Consider the following 21,072-nt stretch of genomic DNA (forward strand, 5'->3'; position numbering starts at 1 on the left):
CATCAGATGCGGGTGCCGGTCTTCTTCGACATCGTCAGGTAGACGCCGCCGACGAGGACGAGGAACGCCACGTACGCGAGGGCGAACCAGCCGAGGGCGGGGGTGTATGAGCCGAACGTCGTCTTGGAGAAGCCGAGCAGCTGCGGGATGAAGAAGCCGCCGTACGCGCCGATCGCCGAGATGAGGCCGAGGGCCGCGGCGGCCTTGCGCTGTGCGCCGATGCCGCCGTTGGCCTTGAGGGCGAAGATCGTCGGGATCATGCGGTACGTCGACCCGTTGCCCATGCCCGCGGCGGCGAAGAGCACCAGGAAGCAGAGCAGGAAGACCGCGAAGTTCTGCATCGGCAGGGTCAGGATGACACCCAGGATGCCGAGACCCATGACCGTGAAAGCGCCCATCGTAATGACGGTGCCGCCGAAGCGGTCGGCGAGCTTGCCGCCGTAGGGGCGGGCGAGCGAGCCGACGAGAGCGCCGAGGAAGGCGAGGGTGACGGTCGCGGTGCCGATCGTAAAGCCTTTGAAGTCGGGGAACGTGTCGGCCAGCAGCTTCGGGAAGACGCCCGCGAAGCCGATGAACGAACCGAACGTGCCGATGTAGAGCACGGCCATGACCCACAGGTGCGGCTCTTTGAGGGCGGCGAGGGATGCCGTCATGTCGGCCTTGGCGCTGGAGAGGTTGTCCATGCGCAGGTACGCGCCGACCATCGCGACGATGATGAGCGGCACCCAGATGAGGCCCGCGAGCGGCAGGTTGAGGGTGGCGGCGGCGCCGACGGTGATGACGATCGGGACGACGAACTGGGCGACTGAGGCGCCGAGGTTGCCGCCGGCGGCGTTGAGTCCGAGCGCATAGCCCTTCTGCGCGGCGGGGTAGAAGAACGTGATGTTCGCCATGGAGCTGGCGAAGTTGCCGCCCCCGAAACCGGCGAATGCGGCGATGAGCAGCAGGAGGCCGAAGGGGGTCGCGGGGTTCGACACCGCGATCGCGAGGCCGATGCTCGGGATGAGCAGCAGGCCGGCGGAGACGATCGTCCAGTTGCGGCCGCCGAAGCGCGGAACCATGAACGTGTAGGGAATGCGCAGCGTCGCCCCGACAAGGCTCGGCATCGAGATCAGCCAGAAGATCTCACCCGTCGAGAGCTGGAAGCCGGCCGCGGGCAGCGAGACGACGACGACCGACCACAGCTGCCAGACGACGAACCCGAGGAACTCGGCGAAGATCGACCACCGCAGGTTGCGGGAGGCGATGGCCTTGCCTTCGTTGGCCCACTGCGTGGCGTTCTCGGGGTTCCAGTTGTCGATCCAGCGGCCGGGGCGGTGGGCGAGCTGTGCTGCGGCTTCCGCGCTTGCAGCTTCTGCGCTCGCCGCTTCGGCTCGGGTGGTGGGCTGGGCCGGGGCGGTTTCGGGGCGCGGGTCGGTGACGGTCACGGGGTCCTCCGGTGGGCGATGCGGGGGAGGTGCAGCGCCTCGCATGGGCGGGGCGTGCCGTCAGCGTAGGGAGGGGGGATTACCCGGGACCGCGTCGGGAGGGGCGGGGAGGTAACGGTTGTCTCACCCGGGGAGGAGGTGGGGGAGAGGGGGAGTTTACGTGGGCGTTACACGGGAAGGATCGCGGATGGCATCGTGGTAGCTGACCACGAACGACACGATCGCGGTGGGACAGACATCCCCACCAGGAGACCTTAAGTCTTCTCGATCGGTACGCGCGTGAGTGCAACGTTCATGAAGCCCAGCCGGTTCAAGTCTCTGACCGTTTGCATCAACGCAAGGCGGCTAAAGAAGGGCAGCCATTCGACGCCGTTTGCGGTCGAGTCCGTAATGATGGCGTAGGTGACCGTGACGGAGTCTCGTGCAGGTGCGTCGCCGCGTGGCGGGACGAATGATAGCCACTGGGCCGGGTCCTTCTCCCCTGCAGATTGAACAATGGCTGCTCGAACCTGCTCGCGCATCTCCTCGTCCACGAGCGCTTCCGCGGAGACGTGACCTTGAGCGAAAAGGTGACTAAGGGTAGAGGATCTTGATTTTCGTTTTACGTGAACTAGGGATCCGTCCGTGGCGATGAGATCGCAGAATTCGACTTTGGAGTTCGCGCCGGCGGGGGCAACAAGCTGTCTGTCTAGAAGAGCGAAACTCTCGTCGGTTTTCGCCACTCTGGCGTTGTAGTTACCTTCCCACTCGCCGACCTTCGCAGGCGGCAGCGCAAGAGGCATGGGTGGGATCGCTTGTACAACCTGATCGACTTGACTGACCAGTGAATTCGCGACCTCGAACCAGCGTCCTTCGACGAGTGCGTAAAGCTTGTTGTCAATTTTCTGCTCGGAGACTATGCACTGATATAGCGACCACCTGTCCACCGCGCTCGCGCTGCTGTTGAACTTGACGGCCACTTTGCGACGCTTCACTTGATCGATGGTGAGTTCGTCAATTCTCGCGGCACTGTGACTCAAGTACGCGTCGAGATCTAGTTCGGTGAACTGTTGCTGCCGTCGAGTCGGCGCGATCAGGAAATGCTCGATGTCCTCCCAGTCGAGGTTTTCAGGCATGGCGAGGTGAGTAGACTTTGTCTCTCTCGCCCGCAGCTGCTCGACGATCTGATCGTCAAGAGTTGACTTGAGCACAGGATCCTTCACCTCGGCGAGATGGTCTACCCAGCCGAAGGACCCCTTGTACTTATCGCTTTCGTAGTGACTATGTAGATCGCGAAGGAGTTCCGGTAGGTCCTCGACAGGTGAGGCAACACCCAGGACTAGAGCGTCGGCGCCACTCACGCTCTTGTATCCACTCGAAATTGGGGCAATCCCGGTGACCGCCCTGACGATGTCGCGCATAATGTCCACTCCGAACGAGGGCAGTTCGGCGGTCCGGCTTGTTTGCGTGTTCCTGGACACCACCATCTCATCGAAGAGCTTGGTGTCGAGGCTGCGGATTTGCTTCTCGTCGATTAAATTCAGGGCGACTTTCAGTCCAAACCTGCGCGATATTTTCGACTGATCGAGGAAGCTCCGGCCGTAGCCGAAGGTCAGCGCGTACGCTTGGTTGTCCACGAAGAGCACGAGCAGTCCAGATGCTGAAGCCGAGGTGACTCCTTGGATGCCACCCTCGACGGCCGGAGAGAGGTACTTCGCCCAAGTCGGCGCGTGGGCGGTGTTTCTTCGGGAGTAAAACCGGCCCGACAATCCAGACGACGCCGTGAGCTCGCTGACCGCCAGGGACCCGCGCGTGTCCTCCTCGATCGCATCGTCGGCTTCGGCGACGTCGTCGAGCATGAAGACTGTGAGGCGCTGTGTTGCCATTCCTCCCCCAAATCTGGCTATCAGGCGATGCTGTCAGGCCCACGTACGCGAGACGGGTTGCAACCACCTACCGATAGCGCACGACCGCCGCGCGAATCGCGTCCGCGTACTGATAGATCTCGTCGAGTTCGTCAATCGGGTGCCGTACCTCGACCTTCTGCTCGTCAAGAAGCCCGAGGTACTTCTGGCGGCCGTTGAAGTGCAGGCGCGCGATCGGTTTGCGATTGTTGTCGTCGAGGAGCACGGCGAAGTAGCTCTTCGCGTCGCGGTGAGTAATTCGCTGCGGCTTGGTTTCGCCGCAGGCGATAGCCTTTACGATCTGGTAGCCCTCGAGTTCTTCGAGCGTCGTCTCGATCTCGGTGTCGCGGTTGAGATCGTCCTGTGCGACAGGTTCGCTCGACACGGCGGCAGGTTCGGCGGTAGGGACGACTATCCCCGCCCCGGCGCCCAGCGCGGTCTTCAGTCGATCGTTCACGCTCTCGGTGAGGAACTGGCGGGAGGCCTTCCGTACTAGTGCGCTGAACTGCTCGCGGACGCGCGCGGTGTACGAACCTTCGTATACGCGCTGGGTAAAGAACTTGATCCACTCGTCACTGGGCTCGCGGAACTGGCCGGCGATCTCGCGCTTCAGGGCGCCCACGTACTTCAATTCTTCGGCGGCACTGATGATCGACTCGAGGTCGAAGGTGTCCTTGCTCAGTTTCTGGACCTCGGGGATCAGCGTGTCGTCGATGTCGAGCAGGTCGAGCACCAGGAACGGCTTAGCATCCATCTTGTTAGGCGCGTCGAGGTCAGTGAAGAACTGCCAGATGACGCCGTTCGTGAGCGCAGCGATCCGGGCATTCGTCGTCGAGAAGTAGCGGAAGAGTTGAGACGCGTGCTCGATCTTGGGCGTGCCGGTGGAGGCCTTACACTCGATAAGGATCTGCACCTCGCCGTCGCGCATGATGGCGTAGTCGACCTTCTCGCCCTTTTTGATGCCGACGTCGGCAGTGAATTCAGGTACGACCTCAAGGGGGTCGAAGACGTCGTATCCCAGGATCGTTGAGATGAAGGGCATGACGAAAGCGTTCTTCGTAGCTTCCTCCGTTCCGATCGCCGAGGCCTGATTACTCACCTTTGTCGCGAGCGCGGCGATGCGGTCGTGAAACTCCATTGGTCCCCCCACAGTGACGAATATGTGGAGACCATAGCGGAAATACAGAGAAAGCGCTGAGGGCTCGCCCGCTTGCTCCCGACCCCAAGTGCCAGGTAGATCGGGGACCGTCGCAGCCCGCGTAACGAGTCGGCTGCGCTCATCACTCCGCCGAATCATTAGAGCGACGGCGGGGATACACCACCGCCCCGACAGTGATCACCGCCGTGCCGATCGACAAAACAAGGGACGTGGACAACCAGAGAGGAACGCCGCGGTAGTTGGTGACGTCCGGATCCCCTATCTTGAGGAAAATCGTCAGGAGAATCAGTCCGAAGAATAGGATCATTGACCCGACGATTATGACGAGCTGCGCCGTCGTCCGCGCCACGACTGGTTGTTCATCCCGGCGCATGCGCCGATCGTACCGATGATGGTCGCGAGGCGTGCGGGCGATCTGCGGTGAGCCCATCTGCCAAAACAAGTTCCGACGGCGAGAGCGGCGGCGGCACGTGCGGTGCCGGATGCCGCGGGACGACATACAGCGTGCTGACGTCTGCTTCTCGTCGAAGGAGCCGGCTCCTATCAATACCTGACCGCGCGCGCCCCCGGGTTGTGCGGCATCCCCGCATCAGCGACGGTGAGGCATGAACACACGACGGATGCTCCCGTGAGCGACGAACGCCGGCGCGAGATCGGCGACTCGGACGAGGTCGTCGAAGACGAACTGGCCGAGTCTTTCGACGCGACGATCACGGAGGGCGCCGAGCGACTCAACAGACCGTGGCGCATCGTCTTGATCACCGGTTTCTTCGGCGGCCTCGAGGTGGGGTTGGGGGTCGCCGCCTATCTTGCGGTGCTGCACCACACGGGGGATCACCTCCTTGCGGGCCTGGCGTTCAGCGCCGGGTTGATCGCGCTCTTCCTCGCCCACAGCGAGCTATTCACCGAGAACTTCCTCATGCCCATCGCCGCCCTGGTCGCCCGCGAAGGCACCATCTGGCAGCTGGCGCGGCTGTGGGGCGGGACCCTCGTGGCGAACCTCGTCGGCGGGTGGGTGTTCATGGGCTTGCTCACCACCGCGTTCCCCGAGTGGCACGACACGCTCGCCGAGTCCGCGCACCATTACGTCGACGCTCCGTTCGGGTGGCAGAGCATCGTCCTCGCCGTGCTCGGCGGCAGCACCATCACACTGATGACGCGGATGCAGCAGGGCACGCAGTCGGATCCCGCCAAGATCGTCGCGACGATCATCGGCGGTTTTTTGCTCGCCGGTCTTCAGCTGTTCCACTCGATCCTGGATTCGCTGCTCATCTTCGGAGCGATCCAGTCGGGCGCCGACATCACCTACCTGCAGTGGTTGGGATGGTTCGGATACGTCCTGCTCTTCAACGTGCTCGGCGGGCTCGTGCTCGTCACGGCTCTCCGTCTGTTGCGCACCAAGGAATTGCTGGAGGACCGTCGCGCGTCGTGAGGTAGGGCGGCATCCCCGTTCCCCCAAAGGGTCACTGCGCCGTCGCGCTGTGCGTCCTGGCCGACCGCTCCGCGAGTCGCGTCACCGCCAAGGCGACGACCGCGATCGCCGCGGCCGCAACCATGACGATCGCGAGCGGCGCCGCCGTGGTCTCGCCGCCCAGACCCACCAGCGGTGACACCAGCGCGGCCAGCCCGAATTGCAGCGCTCCGAGCACGGCAGAGGCACTGCCGGCGATCTGCGGAACGGCACTGAGCGCCAGAGCGGTGGCGTTTCCGAACACCAGACCCAGTGACCCGACGGCGGTGAAGAGCGGCACCGTGAGCCAGAACGCCGGGGCTCCGGAGAAGACGAGGAGCGCGAAGGCGATGGTCGACGCGGTGACGAGCGCGATTCCGAGCGTCAGGACGCTCTCGACCGAACGGGTGGCGGTGAGCTTCGACGACAGCGCGCTCACGACCACCAGGGCGAGTGCGTTCAGGCCGAAGAGCAGCCCGTAGACGGCCGTATCGAGTCCGAGCATGTTCTGGTACACGAACGGCGACGCCGAGATGTACGCCATCATCACCGCGAACCCGAACGCGAACACCGCCGTGTAGCCGAGGATCGTCCGCGACCGCAATGCGCGGAGGGGAGATCCGGATGCCACCCGCTCGGCGCGCAGCGCGTCACGGCGGCTGCGCAGGAGCGTCTCGCGCACCACCGCCAGGACGGCGACGAGCATCGCCACCGACAGCCCCAGGACGATCGCGAGCAGACCGCGCCAGCCGATCGGTGCAGTGAGCAGACCCCCGAGGAGCGGAGCGACGACCGGGGCGACGCCCCCGACGATCATCATGAGCGAGAAGGCGCGCGCGGCGGCTTTGCCGGTCGACAGGTCGGAAATGACCGCGCGGCCGATCACCATCCCGGCGGCTCCGCCGAGGCCTTGGAAGAGGCGGGCGGCGACGAGGACGGCGACGTTCGGCGCGAAGACGGCGACCGCGCTCGCGAGCACGCACAGCGCGGCTCCGGCGACGAGGGGCGGGACGCGACCGAAGCGGTCGGAAAGGGGGCCGAAGACGAGCTGCCCGGCTGTCACACCGAGGAGGAACGCCGTCAGCGTGAGCTGCACAGTCGTGGCCGACGTTGCCAGCTCCGTGGTCATCTGAGGGAAGGCCGGCAGGTAGAGGTCGGTGGCGAAGGGGGCGACGGCGCTCAACAGTCCGAGCACCAGCAGGAGCGGCGTCGTGATGCCCTTCGACGGGGATGCCGGTTCGGTGCGCACGGAGTCGGTGTCAGTCGTCATAGTTATGAAAGCATAACTGACTGCGCGCGGCTGGTACAGTCGGCCCGTGCCTCCCGCGATCTCCGACGGTGCCCTTGCCGAGTTCGCCGACGTCGTGATGCGCATCGCCCGCGAGATCGACCCGAACGGTCCGCAGGCGCCCGATATCGTTCCGCTCACCGGCACGGAAGCCCTCGTGATGCGGTGGGTGCACCACAACCCCGGCGCCTCGCCGAGCGCCGTCGCCAGGGCCACCGCGCTGCAGCGCAGCAACTGCAGCGTCGCGCTGCGCTCGCTCGTCGCGAAGGGCATGATCGAGCGTCAGACCGCGCCGGATGACGCGCGCGCAGTACGACTGCTGCCCACCGCTTTGGCGGATGAGAGCGTGCGGAAGCTCCACGCGTTCTGGGTCGACCGCCTGCGCTCGGCACTCGATGGCGACGACGCCGGGGTGGAGGCGGCGGCCGCCCTGCTCGCGCGCGTGGAGGGCGGACTACGGCGCGGCGACGACGCGACGCCGACCCCCCACTGAGGCCCCCGGGGAGGCGCCGCCCCGGTGTTACGCCCCGCTACGTCCCGGATCGCCCGCCCCCGCGGCATCCCGTAGCTTCAATTCACCAACCCCTCCGAAGGCAGGTGAAGCCATGTCCCGCACGATCTCGTCGACAGTCCACCCGATCCAGCGCTGCATGGCAGCCTCGAACCCCTCCGCCTGGTGGGACGGCCTCGTCATCGCCGCCGACGGCGCATCCGTGACCGTCGCGCTGCTGAACGGCGCGACGACGGAACTGCGGGTCGTCGGTCCCGCGGTCGACATCGCGGTGGGGGAGCCGGTGGCCTACCACCCGGTCGCAGAACTGCTCAGCGCGGCCGCGATCACCACGACCGCGCGCGTCGCGTAAGGCGTCGGCGGCGTCGTCCTCGACCGCGACCGCCAGATAGCCGAGCGGCCGCCGACGAGACGTCAGCGGCCGCGCGAAGAAGACGATTCAGGCGTTCATCGAGGTCATCATGGCCTCGCACTTCATAACCATGTCGTCGCAGGCCATCGCGCAGTAGCGGCACATCTCGTCCATGTCGGCGTGAGCGCGGCACTCGGCGGCGCACGCCTTGCCCATGGTCATGCAGGCGGTCATCATGGCGCTCATCACGTCCATGTTCATCCCGGCCGGACGCATCATCATGTGCATCGTCGCCTGCGCCATCTCGACCATGTTCGAGCACATGGCACAGCACGTCGCCATCTCGGCCCCGTGCATCATGTCGCTGCCGGCGCACATCGCCGCGGCCATCGCGCAGGCGTTCAGCGACTGCATGCATTCCTGCATGGCATCCATGTCCATGGTCATCTCGCCCATGTCCATCGACTTCATCATTTCCATGGTGTCCATTGCTTCTCCCGTGTGCTCGTCGTGACGGAGGACCGGATGCCGTGGAGGACTCCGGCGTTACCGCATGCTACGCCGAGCGCCGCGGCGGTCGACAGCACCCGCAGCGGGTTCATCAGGTCGTGTACGGGCTCTTCACGGAGAAGCCGAGCCCCGTCGTGCGGGCGATGCGAGGCGGGCAGAGGATGCCTTCACGGAACCCGGATGCCGACCGACCTCAGCTCCATGCCGGCGAGCCGCTGCACGACCTCGCGGTCGCCGCGCCGCCAGGCGCCGAGAGCGTCGGGATGGACCTTTGCAATGGCGGCCACCTTCTGATGGGTGAGTGCCCGGAGTGCCAGGAGGTCGGAGTCCAGACCGGCGCGCAGCTGCGCGCGAGTGCGGGTGGCCCGCGTGATGAAGCGCAGGCGGGGCAGGAGCCACACCAGCAGCACGATCAGGATCGGCAGGCCCGCGACGCCGATGCCGAGCACCGTCGCGGCCTGCAGCACCAGGTCCTGCTGCGTTTGACCGGCCGACGCGAGGGTGTCGCCCGCGGATCCGGCGGTGTCGAAGGGGGCGCTGATACCCGACCCGATGAGGGGGACGCCGCTCAGCCGGTCGCCGACATCGGTCATCGACGAACGGAAATCCGCTCCCGCGCTTTGCATGTCGCGGCCGAATCGCGCGAGTTCATTCACCGCGGAGAAGACGGCGATCCCCGTCGCGACGCTCACCGCGATGAGGACGAGGGCGACGACGTCGACCGTCACCTGACGCACACGCTGCGCCGCGAAGTCGGAATACAGTTTCACGTCGTCACTCTCGCACGGGAGGTCGCCGCGGAGCGTTACGCGATACGCCGGAATCGAGGACCGGAATACCCGTCGCGCTCGACGGACCCGGTGAACATCTCGACCGGTCGCACCCAGTGCGAATAGTCGTCGTAGAGCTTGCGGTACGAGACGAAGACTTCTTCCGTCTCGGAATGCCGGGTGATGCCGAACACCTCGTAGCGCTGCCCTTTGAAATGTTCGTAGATGCCGGGTTCGATATCCATTCCGCCCCTCTCTCCCCGCGCCGCGCGCACGGTTCCGGCATCCGAGTCTGCCAGCGGGAGCGGCCCTGCCGACACGAGCGAACCTTGGCACGGCCTCCACCCCCTGTCGAGGCACTGCGTCGTTCGTCGAAGCGGTCCTACCGTCGCCGCCGACCGGGAGGACGTGATCATGATCGATCGCATCGAACACATCTGGGGCACGCGCACGCCGTTCGCGCAGGGGGAGCGGTGGCCCGTGCGCGTCGACCTGAAGCTGGCCGACGAGCTCACGGAGGGTGACGTCGACCGGTGGGTGCAGTCCGCGTGCGTGCTGTGCAGCAACGGGTGCGGCACCGACATCGCCGTGAAGGACGGGCGGATGGTGGGGGTGCGCGGTCGCCCGATGGACATCGTCAACCACGGGCGCCTGGGTCCGAAGGGACTCTTCGGCAGCTGGCAGGGGATGGACAACCCCGACCGGCTCACCCGCCCGCTGGTCCGCGAGAACGGCGAGCTCGTCGAGACCGACTGGGACACGGCGATGTCGCGCATCGTCGCGCGCAGCAAAGGACTTCTTGAAGAGAAGGGCCCGCTCACCCACGGCTTCTACAGCTCGGGCCAGCTGTTCCTCGAGGAGTACTACGCCCTCGGCATCGTCGGCAAAGCCGGCCTCGGCACGCCCCACATGGACGGCAACACGCGGCTCTGCACGGCGACCGCGGCGGCATCCATGAAGGAAAGCTTCGGGTCGGACGGGCAACCGGGCAGTTACGCCGACATCGACGAGTGCGACGCCATCTTCCTCTTCGGTCACAACATGGCCGAGACGCAGACCGTGCTATGGACGCGGGTGCTCGACCGGCTCGCCGGGCCGAACCCGCCGCGCGTGGTGTGCGTCGACCCGCGGCTGACCGAGGTCGCCCGGCGCGCCGACGTGCACCTCGCCGTGCGCCCGGGCACCAACCTCGCGTTGATGAACGGGCTCATCCGCGAACTGGTCGTGAACGACCGGATCGACGACGACTACATCGCCGCCCACACGATCGGCTTCGACGACCTGCGAACCACCGTCGAGCCGTGGACGCCCGAGGCCGTCGCCGAGACGTGCGGGGTGGATGCCGACGACGTCCGCGCCGCGGCCCGGATCTTCGCCGACTCGCCGCGCGTGCTGTCGACCGTGCTGCAGGGGTTCTATCAGGCGTCGGATGCCACGGCATCCGCGTGCCAGGTCAACAACCTGCACCTGCTCACCGGCAGGATCGGGCGGCCGGGGGCCGGCATTTTGCAGATGAACGGGCAGCCGACCGCGCAGAACGCGCGCGAGGCCGGCGCGGACGGCGACCTGCCGGGGTTCCGCAACTGGGAGAACCCGGAGCACGTGCGCCAGCTGGCCGAGCTGTGGGGCGTGCACGTCGACACGATCCCGCACTGGTCGCCGCCGACGCACGCGATGCAGATCTTCCGCTACGCCGAGCAGGGCAGCATCGAGTTCCTGTGGGTGCAGGCCACCAACCCGGCCGTCTCGATGCCGCAGTCCGAGCGGATCCGGCGCATTCTCGCGAAGCCCGAACTTTTCCTCGTCGTGCAGGATCTCTACCTCACCGAGACGGCGATGCTCGCCGACGTCGTGCTCCCCGCCGCAGGGTGGGGCGAGAAGCAAGGGACGTTCACGAACGTCAACCGCACCGTGCACCTGTCGGAGAAGGCCGTCGAGCCGCCGGGCGAGGCGCGCAGCGACCTCGACATCTTCCTCGACTACGCCCGGCGCATGGACTTCCGCCGTCTCGACGGTGCCCCGTTGTTGGACTGGATCGGGCCCGAAGACGGATTCCGCGCGTGGCAGGAGTGCACTCGCGGGCGGCTCTGCGACTACACCGGCCTCAGCTACGACAAGCTCCGGGGTGGAAGCGGCGTGCCGTGGCCGTGCAACGACGAGCACCCCGACGGAACCGTGCGCCTGTACGGCGACGGCGTCTTCCCCACCGACGTCGACCGTGCCGAGACCTTCGGTCACGACCTGCTCACCGGCGCAACGGTCGGCGCCACGAACTACGAGGCGATGCGCGTCGACGGCCGCGCGATCCTCAAGGCCGCCGCCTACAACCCGCCGCACGAGACGCCGAGCGAGGAGTACCCGCTGCAGTATTCGACCGGTCGCACGGTCTACCAGTTCCACACCCGCACCAAGACCGGACGGACGCGCCAGCTGCAGAAGGCGGCCCCCTCGGCATGGCTCGAACTGTCGAGGACGGATGCCGCGGAGCGTGGCATCCACGAGGGCGATCTCGTGCGCGTCCGGTCGGCGCGCGGGGAGATCGTCGTTCCCGCGCGGGTCGGCCAGGTGCGCGACGGCTGCGTCTTCGCCCCGTTCCATTACGGATACTGGGAGGACGGGCGCACCGGACCCGACGGGCAGCCCACCGCCGCCAACGAGCTGACGATGACCGAATGGGACCCGGTCTCGAAGCAGCCGATCTTCAAGGTCGCTGCGGTGCAGGTCGAGAAAATCGCGGATGCCACGGGCCCGGCACCCGCGCCGACGACGACGGCGTCGCGTCCCGCCGATCCGTCGCTGGTCCCTGCCACCATCGGCGGAGCCGAGGGAGAGGCGCATGAATCGCTGCACCCTGTCGAGCCGCCGCAGATCGCCACCGGGGAGGAGTCATGAACCTCGCGTCATATCTCGGGCTGCTGCACGCCGGGGAGGACGTGCTCGCGCAGTCGTTCCGGCAACTCGCCGACGGCCACGGCGACGAACCCGACGTCTTCCATCTCTCGCACACCCTGGCGCAGCAGTGCGACGATCACGTCCGCAGGCTCGCACCGGTCGTCGAGCGCTATGGCGAGGAACCGGATGCCGAGCCGGAACGGTTCCATGCCGAGGCCATGAGCGAGAGTCGCGGCGGCCCGCTCGGGCTCCTTCGCGACCTGCAGGACCTGCACGCTCTCGTCGCTTTCGTCGACACGACGTGGACGGTGGTGAAACAGGCCGCACTCGCCCTGCGCGACGAGGACCTGCTGGCGATCATCGACGACTGCGAGGCGCAGACGAAGACGCAGCAGGACTGGCTCTCGACCCGTCTGAAGCAGGCCGCCCCGCAGGCGTTGCTGGTGGCGTCGTGAGCAAGCCCGTCGGTTCCCGGCTGCGGAAGCGGCCGAGCGGTGCGGCCCTTTACGCAGGAGCGATGTCACTGGTCGTCCTCGCGCTCGCCGGGGCCGTCGGCCTCGCCACCCGGCAGCCCTGGCTGTTTCCCAGCCTGGGCCCGACCGTGATGCTGTTCTTCGAGTCACCGGAGTCTCCGTCGTCACGACCGCGGAACGCGTTGGTGGGTCACGCCGTGGGGCTCGTCGTCGGCGCCGTGTGCTTCTACGTCCTCGGGTTGAACGGGCAGCCGCCGGCGCCCTCCGGGGGTCTCACGCCGACCTCCCTCGCTGCAGGGGCCCTTTCTGTCGCGATCACCACGGCGATTCTCACGCTGCTCAAAACCCCGCACCCGCCGGCGGGCGCCACGACGCTGATCGTGAGTCTCGGCATCCTGACCCAACCGTCGCAACTGCTCGCCATGGCCGGCGCGATCGTCCTTGTCACGGTGGCGGGGTGGGGGCTGAACAGGGTGCTGCTGGGGCGGCGAACGGACGGGTGACGGGCACCTCCCTGACCCGCGCCGCGCAGACCCGGCCGCAGAAAGAAATGAATGGACCGGAATGCGCAGCTTCGCTTACCTGTGCGTTTCCTGAGTGACAGGATTCTGGACACCTCAGACCCTGGCACGCGAAGGAGCGGCCGATGTTCTCGCTGACCAATGCACACCTGCGTCCGACGTGGAAGCGCGTCGAGGACGATTTCGTGATGGGCGCGTGCGCGCATCGACTGTTCGGATATGTCAGTCAGGATCCAGACGGCGTCTGGAGCGCTTTCGATGAGGATGCGCGGGTGGTCGCGGTGGGTGCCGACCTGCGGGCGGTTTCCGAGGCGCTGTGGGACGGCCACATCGCGGCGCACGACGACCACTGCGCGCCCGCGGGCGAGGAGCCGTGGTGGCGCCGGTCGATCCGCGTCGCGCGCGAGCGCCATCTCGCCTGAACACGGTAACCGCCCGGCCGGGACGCCCGAAAGGGAGAGCGGGGCTGCGACGCAACCCTCGCACAAGGTCGCATCCATCGGCCATACGCTGACCGGCGTGACCCACCCCGCCCCCCTGCTTCACGCGGTGGACGACCTCGCCTTCCGAGCACTCTCCACCCCTCGCGCGAACGCGCCGACCTACGTCCTCCTCCACGGCATCGGCATGTCGCACCGCTACCTCGCGCGGCTGCACGCGGAGTTAGCGGCGGATGCCGAGGTGCACTCGATCGACCTGCCCGGCTACGCCGGGCTCCCCAAGCCGCGCGGAAATCCCGGCATCCGGGAGGTGTCGGAGGCCCTCGGCCTCGTGCTGGATCGGCTGGACGTGCAGGACGCGGTAGTCGTCGGACACTCGATGGGGGCGCAGTGGGCGGTCGAGCTGGGGGTACGGCGGCCCGATCTCGTCGCCGGTGTCGTCACGTTCGGGCCCGTGACCGACAGCGAACGGCGCGGTCCTCTGACGCAGGCGGCGTTGCTGTTCCGGGACTCCGCGCTCGAACCGCCGCGCGTGAACGGCATCGTCTTCACCGACTATGCGCGCTGCGGACCCGCCTGGTACGTTCGCCAGACCCGGCACATGTTGAGCTACCCCATCGAAGACCGCGTCGCGACGCTGACGGTGCCCCTTCTCGTCCTGCGGGGAGGAACGGACCCGATCGCGCGACAAGCTTGGGCGAAGCGGCTGGCCGCGCGGGCGGCCGATGGCGTGGTGGCGGTGGTCCCGGGCCACCGTCACCTGGCGCAGTTCACCGCGCCCGCGGCATCGGCGGAGCGGATTCGGGCCTTCGTCGCGGCGAAGGTGAGCACCCCTCTGCGGTGAACGGTCCGCCCCGGACGCCACCCCGTGGCTTTCGCCTCGAGATGATTCGCGGGTCGCGGCTTTCTGCCCCGGAAATTCCGTCGTACTGGTTTCGATGCGAGGATGAAGTGTGACTGAGGAAATACCCTTCCCGCCTCGCCGTGACGCCGCCGTTCTCCAGGAATGGGTCGATGATTTCCTCGCGGCGGGCAACAGCAATGGGGCCGACGTCGTCGTCGCTCAGCAGGACGGTGAACGCACGAACGACACCGGCCTCGTCATCATGCGGCTGCGCAAGGCCAACGCCAGCATCTACATGGAGCCGCGCGGCTTCGACGACCCGTCGTGGGAGATGACCCTTACCGCTCGACCGAACGATCTGACGGCTCCGCCGCATGAGATGGGCGCGCTCGGGGCTGAGATCGTTGTCGCCGCCAACCTCTGCACCTACCTTCAGTACCGATCGCTCGAGTGGGACCGCGAGAGCGGTCGACACTGACGGCACCGACCGTCGGCGAGGGCGAGGCGAGCGGGTGCGGTCCTGTCCGCCCGCGCCGGCGGGAAGGTCCGTCATCGCCCCTGGACGACCCGCGGAGATATCGAAGATGGCGAACGTAGACGGTGTGAAGTGGCGCGAACGCAGTCGGCTCGTGCGGGCAGTACGGCTGTGGAGGACGCGTCGGCCCGTGACGTTCCGCGAGAAAGTGCGCTACAAGATGTTGCGCGATCATCGCGGGATCGTCGTCACCTTCGCCGACAAGGCGGCTGTGCGCGATTACGTCGCCGAGGTCATCGGCGAACAGTATCTTCCTCGCGCCTACGCCATCGTCGACGACGCCCGTGAGCTGCTTCGAGTCGACTGGCCGGGGGCGTACGTGGTGAAACCCACCCACGGCAGCGGTGCCGCGATCGTCGTCTCTCCCACGGCGTCGTCAGACGCCCGTCTCCCCGCGGCGCGCTGGGGATGGGTCTACCGGCATGTGCGACCTGGGGTCGTCACCCCGGGGGAGATCGCCGCCATCGCGGAAGGATGGCTCACGAAGCTGTACGGCCAGGGCCCGAACAGGGAATGGGTGTACGGGCGTGTTCCGCGGCGGATCATCGTGGAAGAGTTCCTCGCCGGCTCCGACGGCGGCATCCCGGACGACGTCAAATTCTTCGTCTTCCACGGTCGGTGCCATTTCATCCAGGTCGACAGCGGCCGCTTCGGCCGCCGAACCCAGGACTTCTATCGCCCCGACGGGGAACGGATTCCCCTGAGCGGTGGCCCGCCCTGGGCTGATCCGGAGCGAGAGCGCCCGGCGCACTGGGACGAGATGATCCGCCTCGCCGAGAAGCTGGGAGAGGCCACCGACTTCGTGCGCGTCGACTTGTACGACGTCGAGGGCCGGATCGTCTTCGGCGAACTGACCAGCTTCCCCGCCGGGGGAGACAGCCCTTTCGACCCCGAGGCCTACGACACCGAGTTCGGTCGCCCCTGGACCGTTCCCCGCCGCTACACCTGACGGGCAGACACGCCTGCACGTCGCCGGAGTGATGCGGTGATCAGCTCTCGTGCACGACGGCGGTCAACTCGGGGAGCAGGTCGCGGGCGAGGAAGCCGATGCCCACGCGATCGGTCAGCCTGTCACCGGCGCGTGCGTGCGTCCATCCGCCCCAGACGGCCGCGCGCTCGGCACCCATCCCCTGCGCGGCGAAGCCGACGATGGCGCCCGACAGGACGTCGCCGCTGCCCGCCGTGCCGAGGCCCGACCCGCCGGGTTCGGCCTGCCAGCAGCGCCCGTCGGGGTGAGCGACCGTGCCGAAGCAGTGCACGACGGCGTGGTAGCGTTCGGCGATCTCGCAGACGTCGGCAGCTCGATCGCGGTCGAGGGCGCGCTCGAGCAGGAGTTCGGCCTCTTCTTCGTTCGCGTTGATCAGCAGGTCGGACGGCAGCACGCCCCGATCGAACGAGGGCAGGATGCCGAGCGCGAACGCATCGAGCACGAGCCGCATAACCCCGGCCGCGGCGACGGCGTGCAGCGCCGCGCGGGTGGCATCCGGGTCGTCGAAACCGGGGCCGAGGAGCACGGCATCCGCCGCCTCGATCGCCGAGCCCAGCGACTCGTCGACGGGATCGGAACCGGTGGGGAGCTCGTAGACGCCGGCCTCGGGCATCGCAGGTCCCAGGGTGGCGGCGATCTCGGCGGGCGCCGCGATGCCGACGCGACCCGCGCCCACGCGCAGGGCCGCCTCGGCCGACAGCAGCACGCCGCCGGGGGAGCGGCGCGACCCGCCGACCACGACGAGCTGCCCGCGCGACTTCTTCGATCCGCCCGGGTCGGGCACGCCCCACTCGCGCAGGAACGCCAAGGTGACGGGCTCGGGCGTGGTCTTCTCGGGCGCGGTCTTGTCAGGCATCGTGTTCTCCCGCCTCGTCTTCTCCGGAGTGCACGGTGACATCGGCGCCCTGGCTCTCGAGGTGGTCGACCACCGAGAAGGTGACGAGTTCCCACCCGTCGTCGCCGCGCACGAGTTCGGTCACCGACGCGTTGCGCACGGTGTGGGTGGAGGCGAAGGCGAGCAGCTTCGCCTCGTCGAGGGGGAGCAGCACGTACAACATCAGCATGATGACGGCGTCGTGGGCCACGACGACCGCCGTCGATCCCGGCCGGTCGAGGGCCTCGCCGAGGAACGAGCGCAGCCGCAGGGCGACGTCGGCCCACGACTCCCCGCCCGGCGGGCGGTGGAAGAACTTGCCGAGGTGGCGTCGACGCGCGGCCTCTTCCGGGTGCAGCTCTTCGACGCCCTTCCAGGTGAGCAGGTCGAGGATGCCGAGCTCGCGGTCGCGCAGGCGCTCATCGACGAGGGCGCGGGATGCCGCCCGCTCGTCGGCGAGGGCGATCGCCAGGGTCTGCCGGGCACGGCGGTAGGGCGAGACCCAGTATTCATCGACGGTCGATCCGACGCCGCGCAGCCAGGTACCGAGCGCTTCGGCCTGTTCACGGCCGATGGGCGAGAGCTCGACGTCGGCGTCGCGGGCGTCGAGCGCGATGACCGGTGAGCCCTCGCGCTCCGCCTTCGATGCGGCGACGTTTCCTTCGCTTTCCCCGTGTCGGACGAGCCAGAGTCGATTCACTGCCATGGCGGCACGGTAGGTCGAACAGGGCGATCGGCGCGCGGGCGTTGACAGCGGTGGGGCGCGGTGACTGCAGAGGTGCTGCAGCCGCCGCACCGCGCGGTCCCGACCGCCGCGCGGGCGATCGGGACCTCCGGCCTCAGCCCTGGTCGGCGGCGCGCTGGTCGGCCGCGATGACGTCGACGTCGTCGGTCGACACGGTCGTGGTGCCCGCGGGGGTGCTGACTTCGATGCGCGCGGCGCCGAACTCGTCGGTGCTGTCACCGGCCGGCCAGACGGCGCCCCATACGCCGTCGACGAGGCTCGCCGCAGTGCGCACGCCCGAGGCGCTCACGACGCTCACTCCCGTGATGTCCGAGCCGGCCTGGCCGCTGAGCTGGGCGTACTCGGCGCCGGTCGCCGGGTCACCGAAACCAGCGACATAGCCGAACGACACGACCTGGTCGGCGGCGAGATCGCCGCGCAGGGCGGTGGTGCCGTTCGCGATCGTGGCGCCGTCGAGCTCGAAGGACTCCTCGAGCGACCCGCCGGCGACCTTCCACTTACCCGTGTAGGGGCCCGCGCTCTGCGAGAGCAACGGGGCGTCCATCGCGGGGAGTGTCGGCTCGGCGCTGGGTGCGGCGGACGCGGCGGTCGTGACGACCGCGAGACCGGTCGCGAGCGTGAGAGCCGACATCGCGGCGATGATGCGTCGGGTGTTCATGGTTCCTCCTGGAGCTGATGCGTGGCCCGGCGGGCGACGTCGACCGGGCTCGTTCCCGGCCCTCCATCAGCTTCATTCCGCCGCGACCGCCTGCCATCGGCCGCGAGTCGCGGCCGGATACGTCTGGAGGATGACCTCGCGCGGCGGTCGCGGCGGGGGAGCGGGGCCCGGCATCCGTCCGCAGCGATCGGCGACTCAGGCGGCGATACGGATGAGGCCGAGCGCGATCGCCGTGATGACCGTCGTCCACAGCGCGATCGCGAGCGCCTGCCACCCGAGCACACGCAGCGGCGGAACCCCGGTCGAGGTGAGTGCCGCAGCGGTGAACTGCGTGGGCAGCAGCAGGGGGCCGAGCAGGCTGACCCCGGGCGTTCCGTAGCGGTGGTACGCCTTCTCGAACTTCTCCCGACGCGCTGTCGGAGCTTTCTCGGGGGCACCGCGACGGGTCGTGACGGCGGTGCGCACGCGCGAGGTCGCGAGCACGACGACCGCGACGCACAGCAGGTTGCCGATCGCGCCGGCCAGGGCGGCGATGACGGGATGGATGCCGCCGATGATCCCGATCGCGGCGGCCCCCTCTCCCTCGATGAACGGCACGGCACCCGCCAGCGCGACGATGAGCGGCTGCACGAGGTCGGGCACATCGGCGACGAGGCCTTGGAAGCCGAGGACGAGGTCGGTGACGGGATGGGACATCGGGGACTCCTGGGGGGACGGGTCCGCGGGGTGTTCCGCGGTGATCCCATCCCACTCGCGACGGTCTCGCCGCGGCAGTGTCGCGGTGTCACGACAGCTCGGGAGGATGCGCGGAGGCGTCCGTGACGAATGTCATGCGCCGCGCGACCTGCCCGATGCGCAGCCATAGCGAACCGATAGCGATGCGCAGGGCGCCGTGAGGGTGCGCCGTCCACACTCGGCGGCATGAGCACCATCGACCCCGTTCCGACCACGCCGCCCGCCGACGCCGCACAGGCGCCGACGAAGCGTCGGCCCCCTTTCACGCGACGTCTCGTCGCCGGCATCGGTGCCGGCGCGCTCGTCGTCGGCCTCGTCGTCGGCGGCGGCGCCGGCTTCGCGATCGGCAACGCCGCCGCCGCGAGCGCCGCGACCTCGGGGAACATGCCCGGCTTCGGCACGGGCACCCCTCCGCAGATGGGCGGCGAGCGCCCCGACTTCGGCGACGGCACGCCTCCCGAGATGGGCGAGGGCGGCCCGGGCGGCAGCACCGACGAGGGCACCGACGGCAGCACCGACGGTTCGACCGGCGACTCGGGCACGGCGAGCTGAATCGCACGTTCCTGTGAGCCCGTCCGTCGGCCGCGCGTGAGGCCGGCACCTCGACGGCCGGGCCATGCCGTGGGCGTGGAGACGAGCGCCGGCGCTCGGGTTCAGGTGGCCAGATCGTCGAGCCACGACGAGCGCAGGCGCAGCGCGCGTTCGACGCTGCCCAGCGCGACCACGACGGTGACGCCCACGTTCACCGCGGGGGGAAGACGCAGCGGCGCGGTGAACGTGCCGACGTTCTCGACGATCACCGGAAGCTGCGAGAGGGTCTCGAGCAGCTGCGGGACGGCGATGCCCACCCCTCCGACCACGAGCACGAGCGACAGGATGCCGACCACACGGCTCGCGCGGGGATGATCGCGGTCGAACGACGCCCGGCGCCCCTCCGCGGAGCGGGGATGCGGGGTGAGCTGGCGCTTCGGGCCGACGGCCGGGACGAGATGGCAGCGGCGCAGGCCGTAGGTGCCGGCGGCGACCTCGATGTGGCCGCCGGGCACGGCGAACCGCGCCGGCAGACGCGAGACAGCGGACAGGGCGCCGTCGCGGTACAGGCGCGCGCGGACGACGCCGTCGGCGCCGTCGCCGAGCTGACGTACGTCCACCGTGTAGACGGGCGTGGAGCCGTCGGCATCCGGGATCGAGATCGACAGCTGCGAGCGGCTCAGCACCTGCCACCACCGGAACGGCGCGAGGGGCCGGCCGTCTCCGGCCCGCGCGCGTCGCTCGACGAGGCGTGCGCGCAAGGAACGGCGGCGCGAGACGGTCACAGCAGGATCTCGCTCAGCGGGAAGACCAGGTACCGCAGCGAGTACGCCTCCCACACGGCTCCGATCACGAGCAGGGCGAGTGCCGGAAGCGACAGGATGCCGAGCTCGCGCAACCCGTGGAGGTAGCCGGCGCGGCGGGTCGGCGCGCCCACGTGAGCGGGGCGGAGCCACGCGCGGCCGAGGAGGAAGGCGCCGAGAGCGAGGAGGGCGTACGCCTGCAGCTCGATGAGCACGGTGAGGGTGTGCGGGATCATCGCCACCCAGCCCACGGGCGTGCTCTGCACGAGCGTGATCCCGGTCTGGGCGACCCAGAAGCCGAAGAACGCCAGCCCCGCGAACGGCACGACGAGCGAGGGGACGACGATGGTGAGCAGGCTCAGCCGCAGCACGTTCACGGCGAGGATGACGAGGGCGAACAGCGGCGCCGAGGAGGCGACCGCGGTCACGAGGTCGCTGGTCCCATCGGTTTCGAGCGCTGCCGCGCGGGCGGCGGGAAGCGCCGGGAACAGCAGACCGGCGACGAAGCCGGCGACGAGCAGCCCGTAGGTCGCGGCGGTGATGGTGGCGTAGGCGCGGCGGTGCGCGCGGATCAGGGCGAACGGGCGACGCCAGAACGACGTGCGCGCAGACGTGGGGGAGGACATGCTCCCATCGCACTCGCCGACGGCCCGGAGCGGCAGTGTCGCGGTGTCACGACCCGG

Annotated in this window: 25 protein-coding genes; 11 read left to right on the forward strand and 14 right to left on the reverse strand. The window is 68.4% G+C overall.

Translation table 11 applies throughout. From position 1 onward, the window contains the following. Nucleotides 1-2: 2 nt before the first annotated feature. From B0B15_RS05660 to B0B15_RS05675, 4 genes are all read right to left on the reverse strand, one after another. Nucleotides 3-1,427, reverse strand: coding sequence for an MFS transporter (locus tag B0B15_RS05660; protein WP_076673976.1), 1,425 nt, complete (start codon nucleotides 1,425-1,427; stop codon nucleotides 3-5). A 254-nt stretch (nucleotides 1,428-1,681) separates the two neighbouring features. Beyond that, entirely contained in the window at nucleotides 1,682-3,265 is a 1,584-nt protein-coding gene (locus tag B0B15_RS05665) for a DUF6119 family protein (protein ID WP_076673978.1), read from the reverse strand. A gap of 94 nt (nucleotides 3,266-3,359) precedes the next feature. Beyond that, entirely contained in the window at nucleotides 3,360-4,448 is a 1,089-nt protein-coding gene (locus tag B0B15_RS05670; protein ID WP_076673980.1) for a type I restriction endonuclease, read from the reverse strand. A 142-nt stretch (nucleotides 4,449-4,590) separates the two neighbouring features. Further along, entirely contained in the window at nucleotides 4,591-4,842 is a 252-nt protein-coding gene (locus tag B0B15_RS05675) for a hypothetical protein (RefSeq protein WP_076673983.1), read from the reverse strand. A 255-nt stretch (nucleotides 4,843-5,097) separates the two neighbouring features. Between B0B15_RS05675 and B0B15_RS05680 the strand changes: the two genes are divergently transcribed. Continuing rightward, the gene (locus B0B15_RS05680; protein WP_076673985.1) at nucleotides 5,098-5,901 is read left to right on the forward strand and encodes a formate/nitrite transporter family protein; all 804 of its coding nucleotides are present in this window, start codon (nucleotides 5,098-5,100) and stop codon (nucleotides 5,899-5,901) included. A gap of 31 nt (nucleotides 5,902-5,932) precedes the next feature. Here B0B15_RS05680 and B0B15_RS05685 read toward each other — a convergent pair whose 3' ends face one another. Continuing rightward, entirely contained in the window at nucleotides 5,933-7,189 is a 1,257-nt protein-coding gene (locus B0B15_RS05685) for a multidrug effflux MFS transporter (protein ID WP_076673987.1), read from the reverse strand. A 46-nt stretch (nucleotides 7,190-7,235) separates the two neighbouring features. Here B0B15_RS05685 and B0B15_RS05690 point away from each other — a divergent pair, with 46 nt between their 5' ends. Next, on the forward strand, nucleotides 7,236-7,700 hold the full coding sequence (locus tag B0B15_RS05690; RefSeq protein ID WP_256334189.1) for a MarR family winged helix-turn-helix transcriptional regulator: 465 nt from the start codon (nucleotides 7,236-7,238) through the stop codon (nucleotides 7,698-7,700). A gap of 157 nt (nucleotides 7,701-7,857) precedes the next feature. Further along, a complete protein-coding gene (locus B0B15_RS05695) occupies nucleotides 7,858-8,070 on the forward strand; it encodes a nuclease (RefSeq protein ID WP_256714466.1) in 213 nt (70 codons plus the stop codon). Between the two features lie 87 nt (nucleotides 8,071-8,157). Here B0B15_RS05695 and B0B15_RS05700 read toward each other — a convergent pair whose 3' ends face one another. From B0B15_RS05700 to B0B15_RS05710, 3 genes are all read right to left on the reverse strand, one after another. Then, entirely contained in the window at nucleotides 8,158-8,559 is a 402-nt protein-coding gene (locus B0B15_RS05700; RefSeq protein ID WP_076673991.1) for a four-helix bundle copper-binding protein, read from the reverse strand. A 188-nt stretch (nucleotides 8,560-8,747) separates the two neighbouring features. After that, entirely contained in the window at nucleotides 8,748-9,350 is a 603-nt protein-coding gene (locus B0B15_RS05705) for a hypothetical protein (RefSeq protein WP_076673993.1), read from the reverse strand. Nucleotides 9,351-9,385: 35 nt separating this feature from the next. Beyond that, nucleotides 9,386-9,595 (reverse strand): DUF1653 domain-containing protein, encoded by a 210-nt coding sequence (locus tag B0B15_RS05710; protein ID WP_076673994.1) that lies wholly within the window; start codon nucleotides 9,593-9,595, stop codon nucleotides 9,386-9,388. Between the two features lie 169 nt (nucleotides 9,596-9,764). Here B0B15_RS05710 and B0B15_RS05715 point away from each other — a divergent pair, with 169 nt between their 5' ends. The 7 genes from B0B15_RS05715 (at nucleotide 9,765) to B0B15_RS05745 (ending at nucleotide 16,004) form a co-directional block, all read left to right on the forward strand. Next, on the forward strand, nucleotides 9,765-12,242 hold the full coding sequence (locus B0B15_RS05715; protein ID WP_076675213.1) for a molybdopterin oxidoreductase family protein: 2,478 nt from the start codon (nucleotides 9,765-9,767) through the stop codon (nucleotides 12,240-12,242). After that, on the forward strand, nucleotides 12,239-12,697 hold the full coding sequence (locus B0B15_RS05720) for a hypothetical protein (protein WP_076673996.1): 459 nt from the start codon (nucleotides 12,239-12,241) through the stop codon (nucleotides 12,695-12,697). The genes B0B15_RS05715 and B0B15_RS05720 overlap by 4 nt, the downstream gene beginning before the upstream one ends. A 62-nt stretch (nucleotides 12,698-12,759) precedes the next feature. Then, nucleotides 12,760-13,218: an HPP family protein gene (locus B0B15_RS05725; protein ID WP_083708880.1), complete on the forward strand. Its 459-nt coding sequence runs from the start codon at nucleotides 12,760-12,762 to the stop codon at nucleotides 13,216-13,218. Between the two features lie 143 nt (nucleotides 13,219-13,361). Then, entirely contained in the window at nucleotides 13,362-13,658 is a 297-nt protein-coding gene (locus B0B15_RS16765) for a hypothetical protein (protein WP_076674000.1), read from the forward strand. 97 nt (nucleotides 13,659-13,755) lie between these two features. Beyond that, on the forward strand, nucleotides 13,756-14,520 hold the full coding sequence (locus B0B15_RS05735; protein WP_256334190.1) for an alpha/beta fold hydrolase: 765 nt from the start codon (nucleotides 13,756-13,758) through the stop codon (nucleotides 14,518-14,520). 109 nt (nucleotides 14,521-14,629) lie between these two features. Then, nucleotides 14,630-14,998 carry a hypothetical protein gene (locus B0B15_RS05740; protein WP_076674002.1) on the forward strand — a complete coding sequence of 123 codons (369 nt, stop codon included), beginning with the start codon at nucleotides 14,630-14,632 and terminating at the stop codon, nucleotides 14,996-14,998. Between the two features lie 106 nt (nucleotides 14,999-15,104). Further along, the gene (locus B0B15_RS05745) at nucleotides 15,105-16,004 is read left to right on the forward strand and encodes an ATP-grasp fold amidoligase family protein (protein ID WP_076674005.1); all 900 of its coding nucleotides are present in this window, start codon (nucleotides 15,105-15,107) and stop codon (nucleotides 16,002-16,004) included. Between the two features lie 40 nt (nucleotides 16,005-16,044). On the opposite strand, the gene B0B15_RS05750 is transcribed toward B0B15_RS05745, so the two are convergent. The 4 genes from B0B15_RS05750 to B0B15_RS05765 form a co-directional block, all read right to left on the reverse strand. After that, nucleotides 16,045-16,899, reverse strand: coding sequence for an ADP-dependent NAD(P)H-hydrate dehydratase (locus B0B15_RS05750; protein WP_076674007.1), 855 nt, complete (start codon nucleotides 16,897-16,899; stop codon nucleotides 16,045-16,047). Continuing rightward, nucleotides 16,892-17,623: a histidine phosphatase family protein gene (locus tag B0B15_RS05755; protein ID WP_076674009.1), complete on the reverse strand. Its 732-nt coding sequence runs from the start codon at nucleotides 17,621-17,623 to the stop codon at nucleotides 16,892-16,894. Before B0B15_RS05755 ends, B0B15_RS05750 begins: the two co-directional genes overlap by 8 nt. Nucleotides 17,624-17,756: 133 nt before the next feature. Next, complete coding sequence (locus B0B15_RS05760; RefSeq protein ID WP_076674011.1) at nucleotides 17,757-18,320, reverse strand: hypothetical protein; 564 nt, start codon at nucleotides 18,318-18,320, stop codon at nucleotides 17,757-17,759. A 195-nt stretch (nucleotides 18,321-18,515) separates the two neighbouring features. Continuing rightward, complete coding sequence (locus tag B0B15_RS05765) at nucleotides 18,516-19,016, reverse strand: small multidrug efflux protein (protein WP_076674013.1); 501 nt, start codon at nucleotides 19,014-19,016, stop codon at nucleotides 18,516-18,518. Nucleotides 19,017-19,241: 225 nt separating this feature from the next. Here B0B15_RS05765 and B0B15_RS05770 point away from each other — a divergent pair, with 225 nt between their 5' ends. After that, nucleotides 19,242-19,607, forward strand: coding sequence for a hypothetical protein (locus B0B15_RS05770; protein WP_076674015.1), 366 nt, complete (start codon nucleotides 19,242-19,244; stop codon nucleotides 19,605-19,607). 101 nt (nucleotides 19,608-19,708) lie between these two features. On the opposite strand, the gene B0B15_RS05775 is transcribed toward B0B15_RS05770, so the two are convergent. Continuing rightward, on the reverse strand, nucleotides 19,709-20,371 hold the full coding sequence (locus tag B0B15_RS05775; RefSeq protein WP_256334191.1) for a hypothetical protein: 663 nt from the start codon (nucleotides 20,369-20,371) through the stop codon (nucleotides 19,709-19,711). Then, nucleotides 20,368-21,015 (reverse strand): hypothetical protein, encoded by a 648-nt coding sequence (locus B0B15_RS05780; protein ID WP_076675218.1) that lies wholly within the window; start codon nucleotides 21,013-21,015, stop codon nucleotides 20,368-20,370. The genes B0B15_RS05775 and B0B15_RS05780 overlap by 4 nt, the downstream gene beginning before the upstream one ends. Nucleotides 21,016-21,072: the final 57 nt, after the last annotated feature.

Origin of the sequence: Microbacterium sp. RU1D (assembly GCF_900156435.1) — a bacterium.
In the GTDB taxonomy this organism is placed as follows: domain Bacteria; phylum Actinomycetota; class Actinomycetes; order Actinomycetales; family Microbacteriaceae; genus Microbacterium.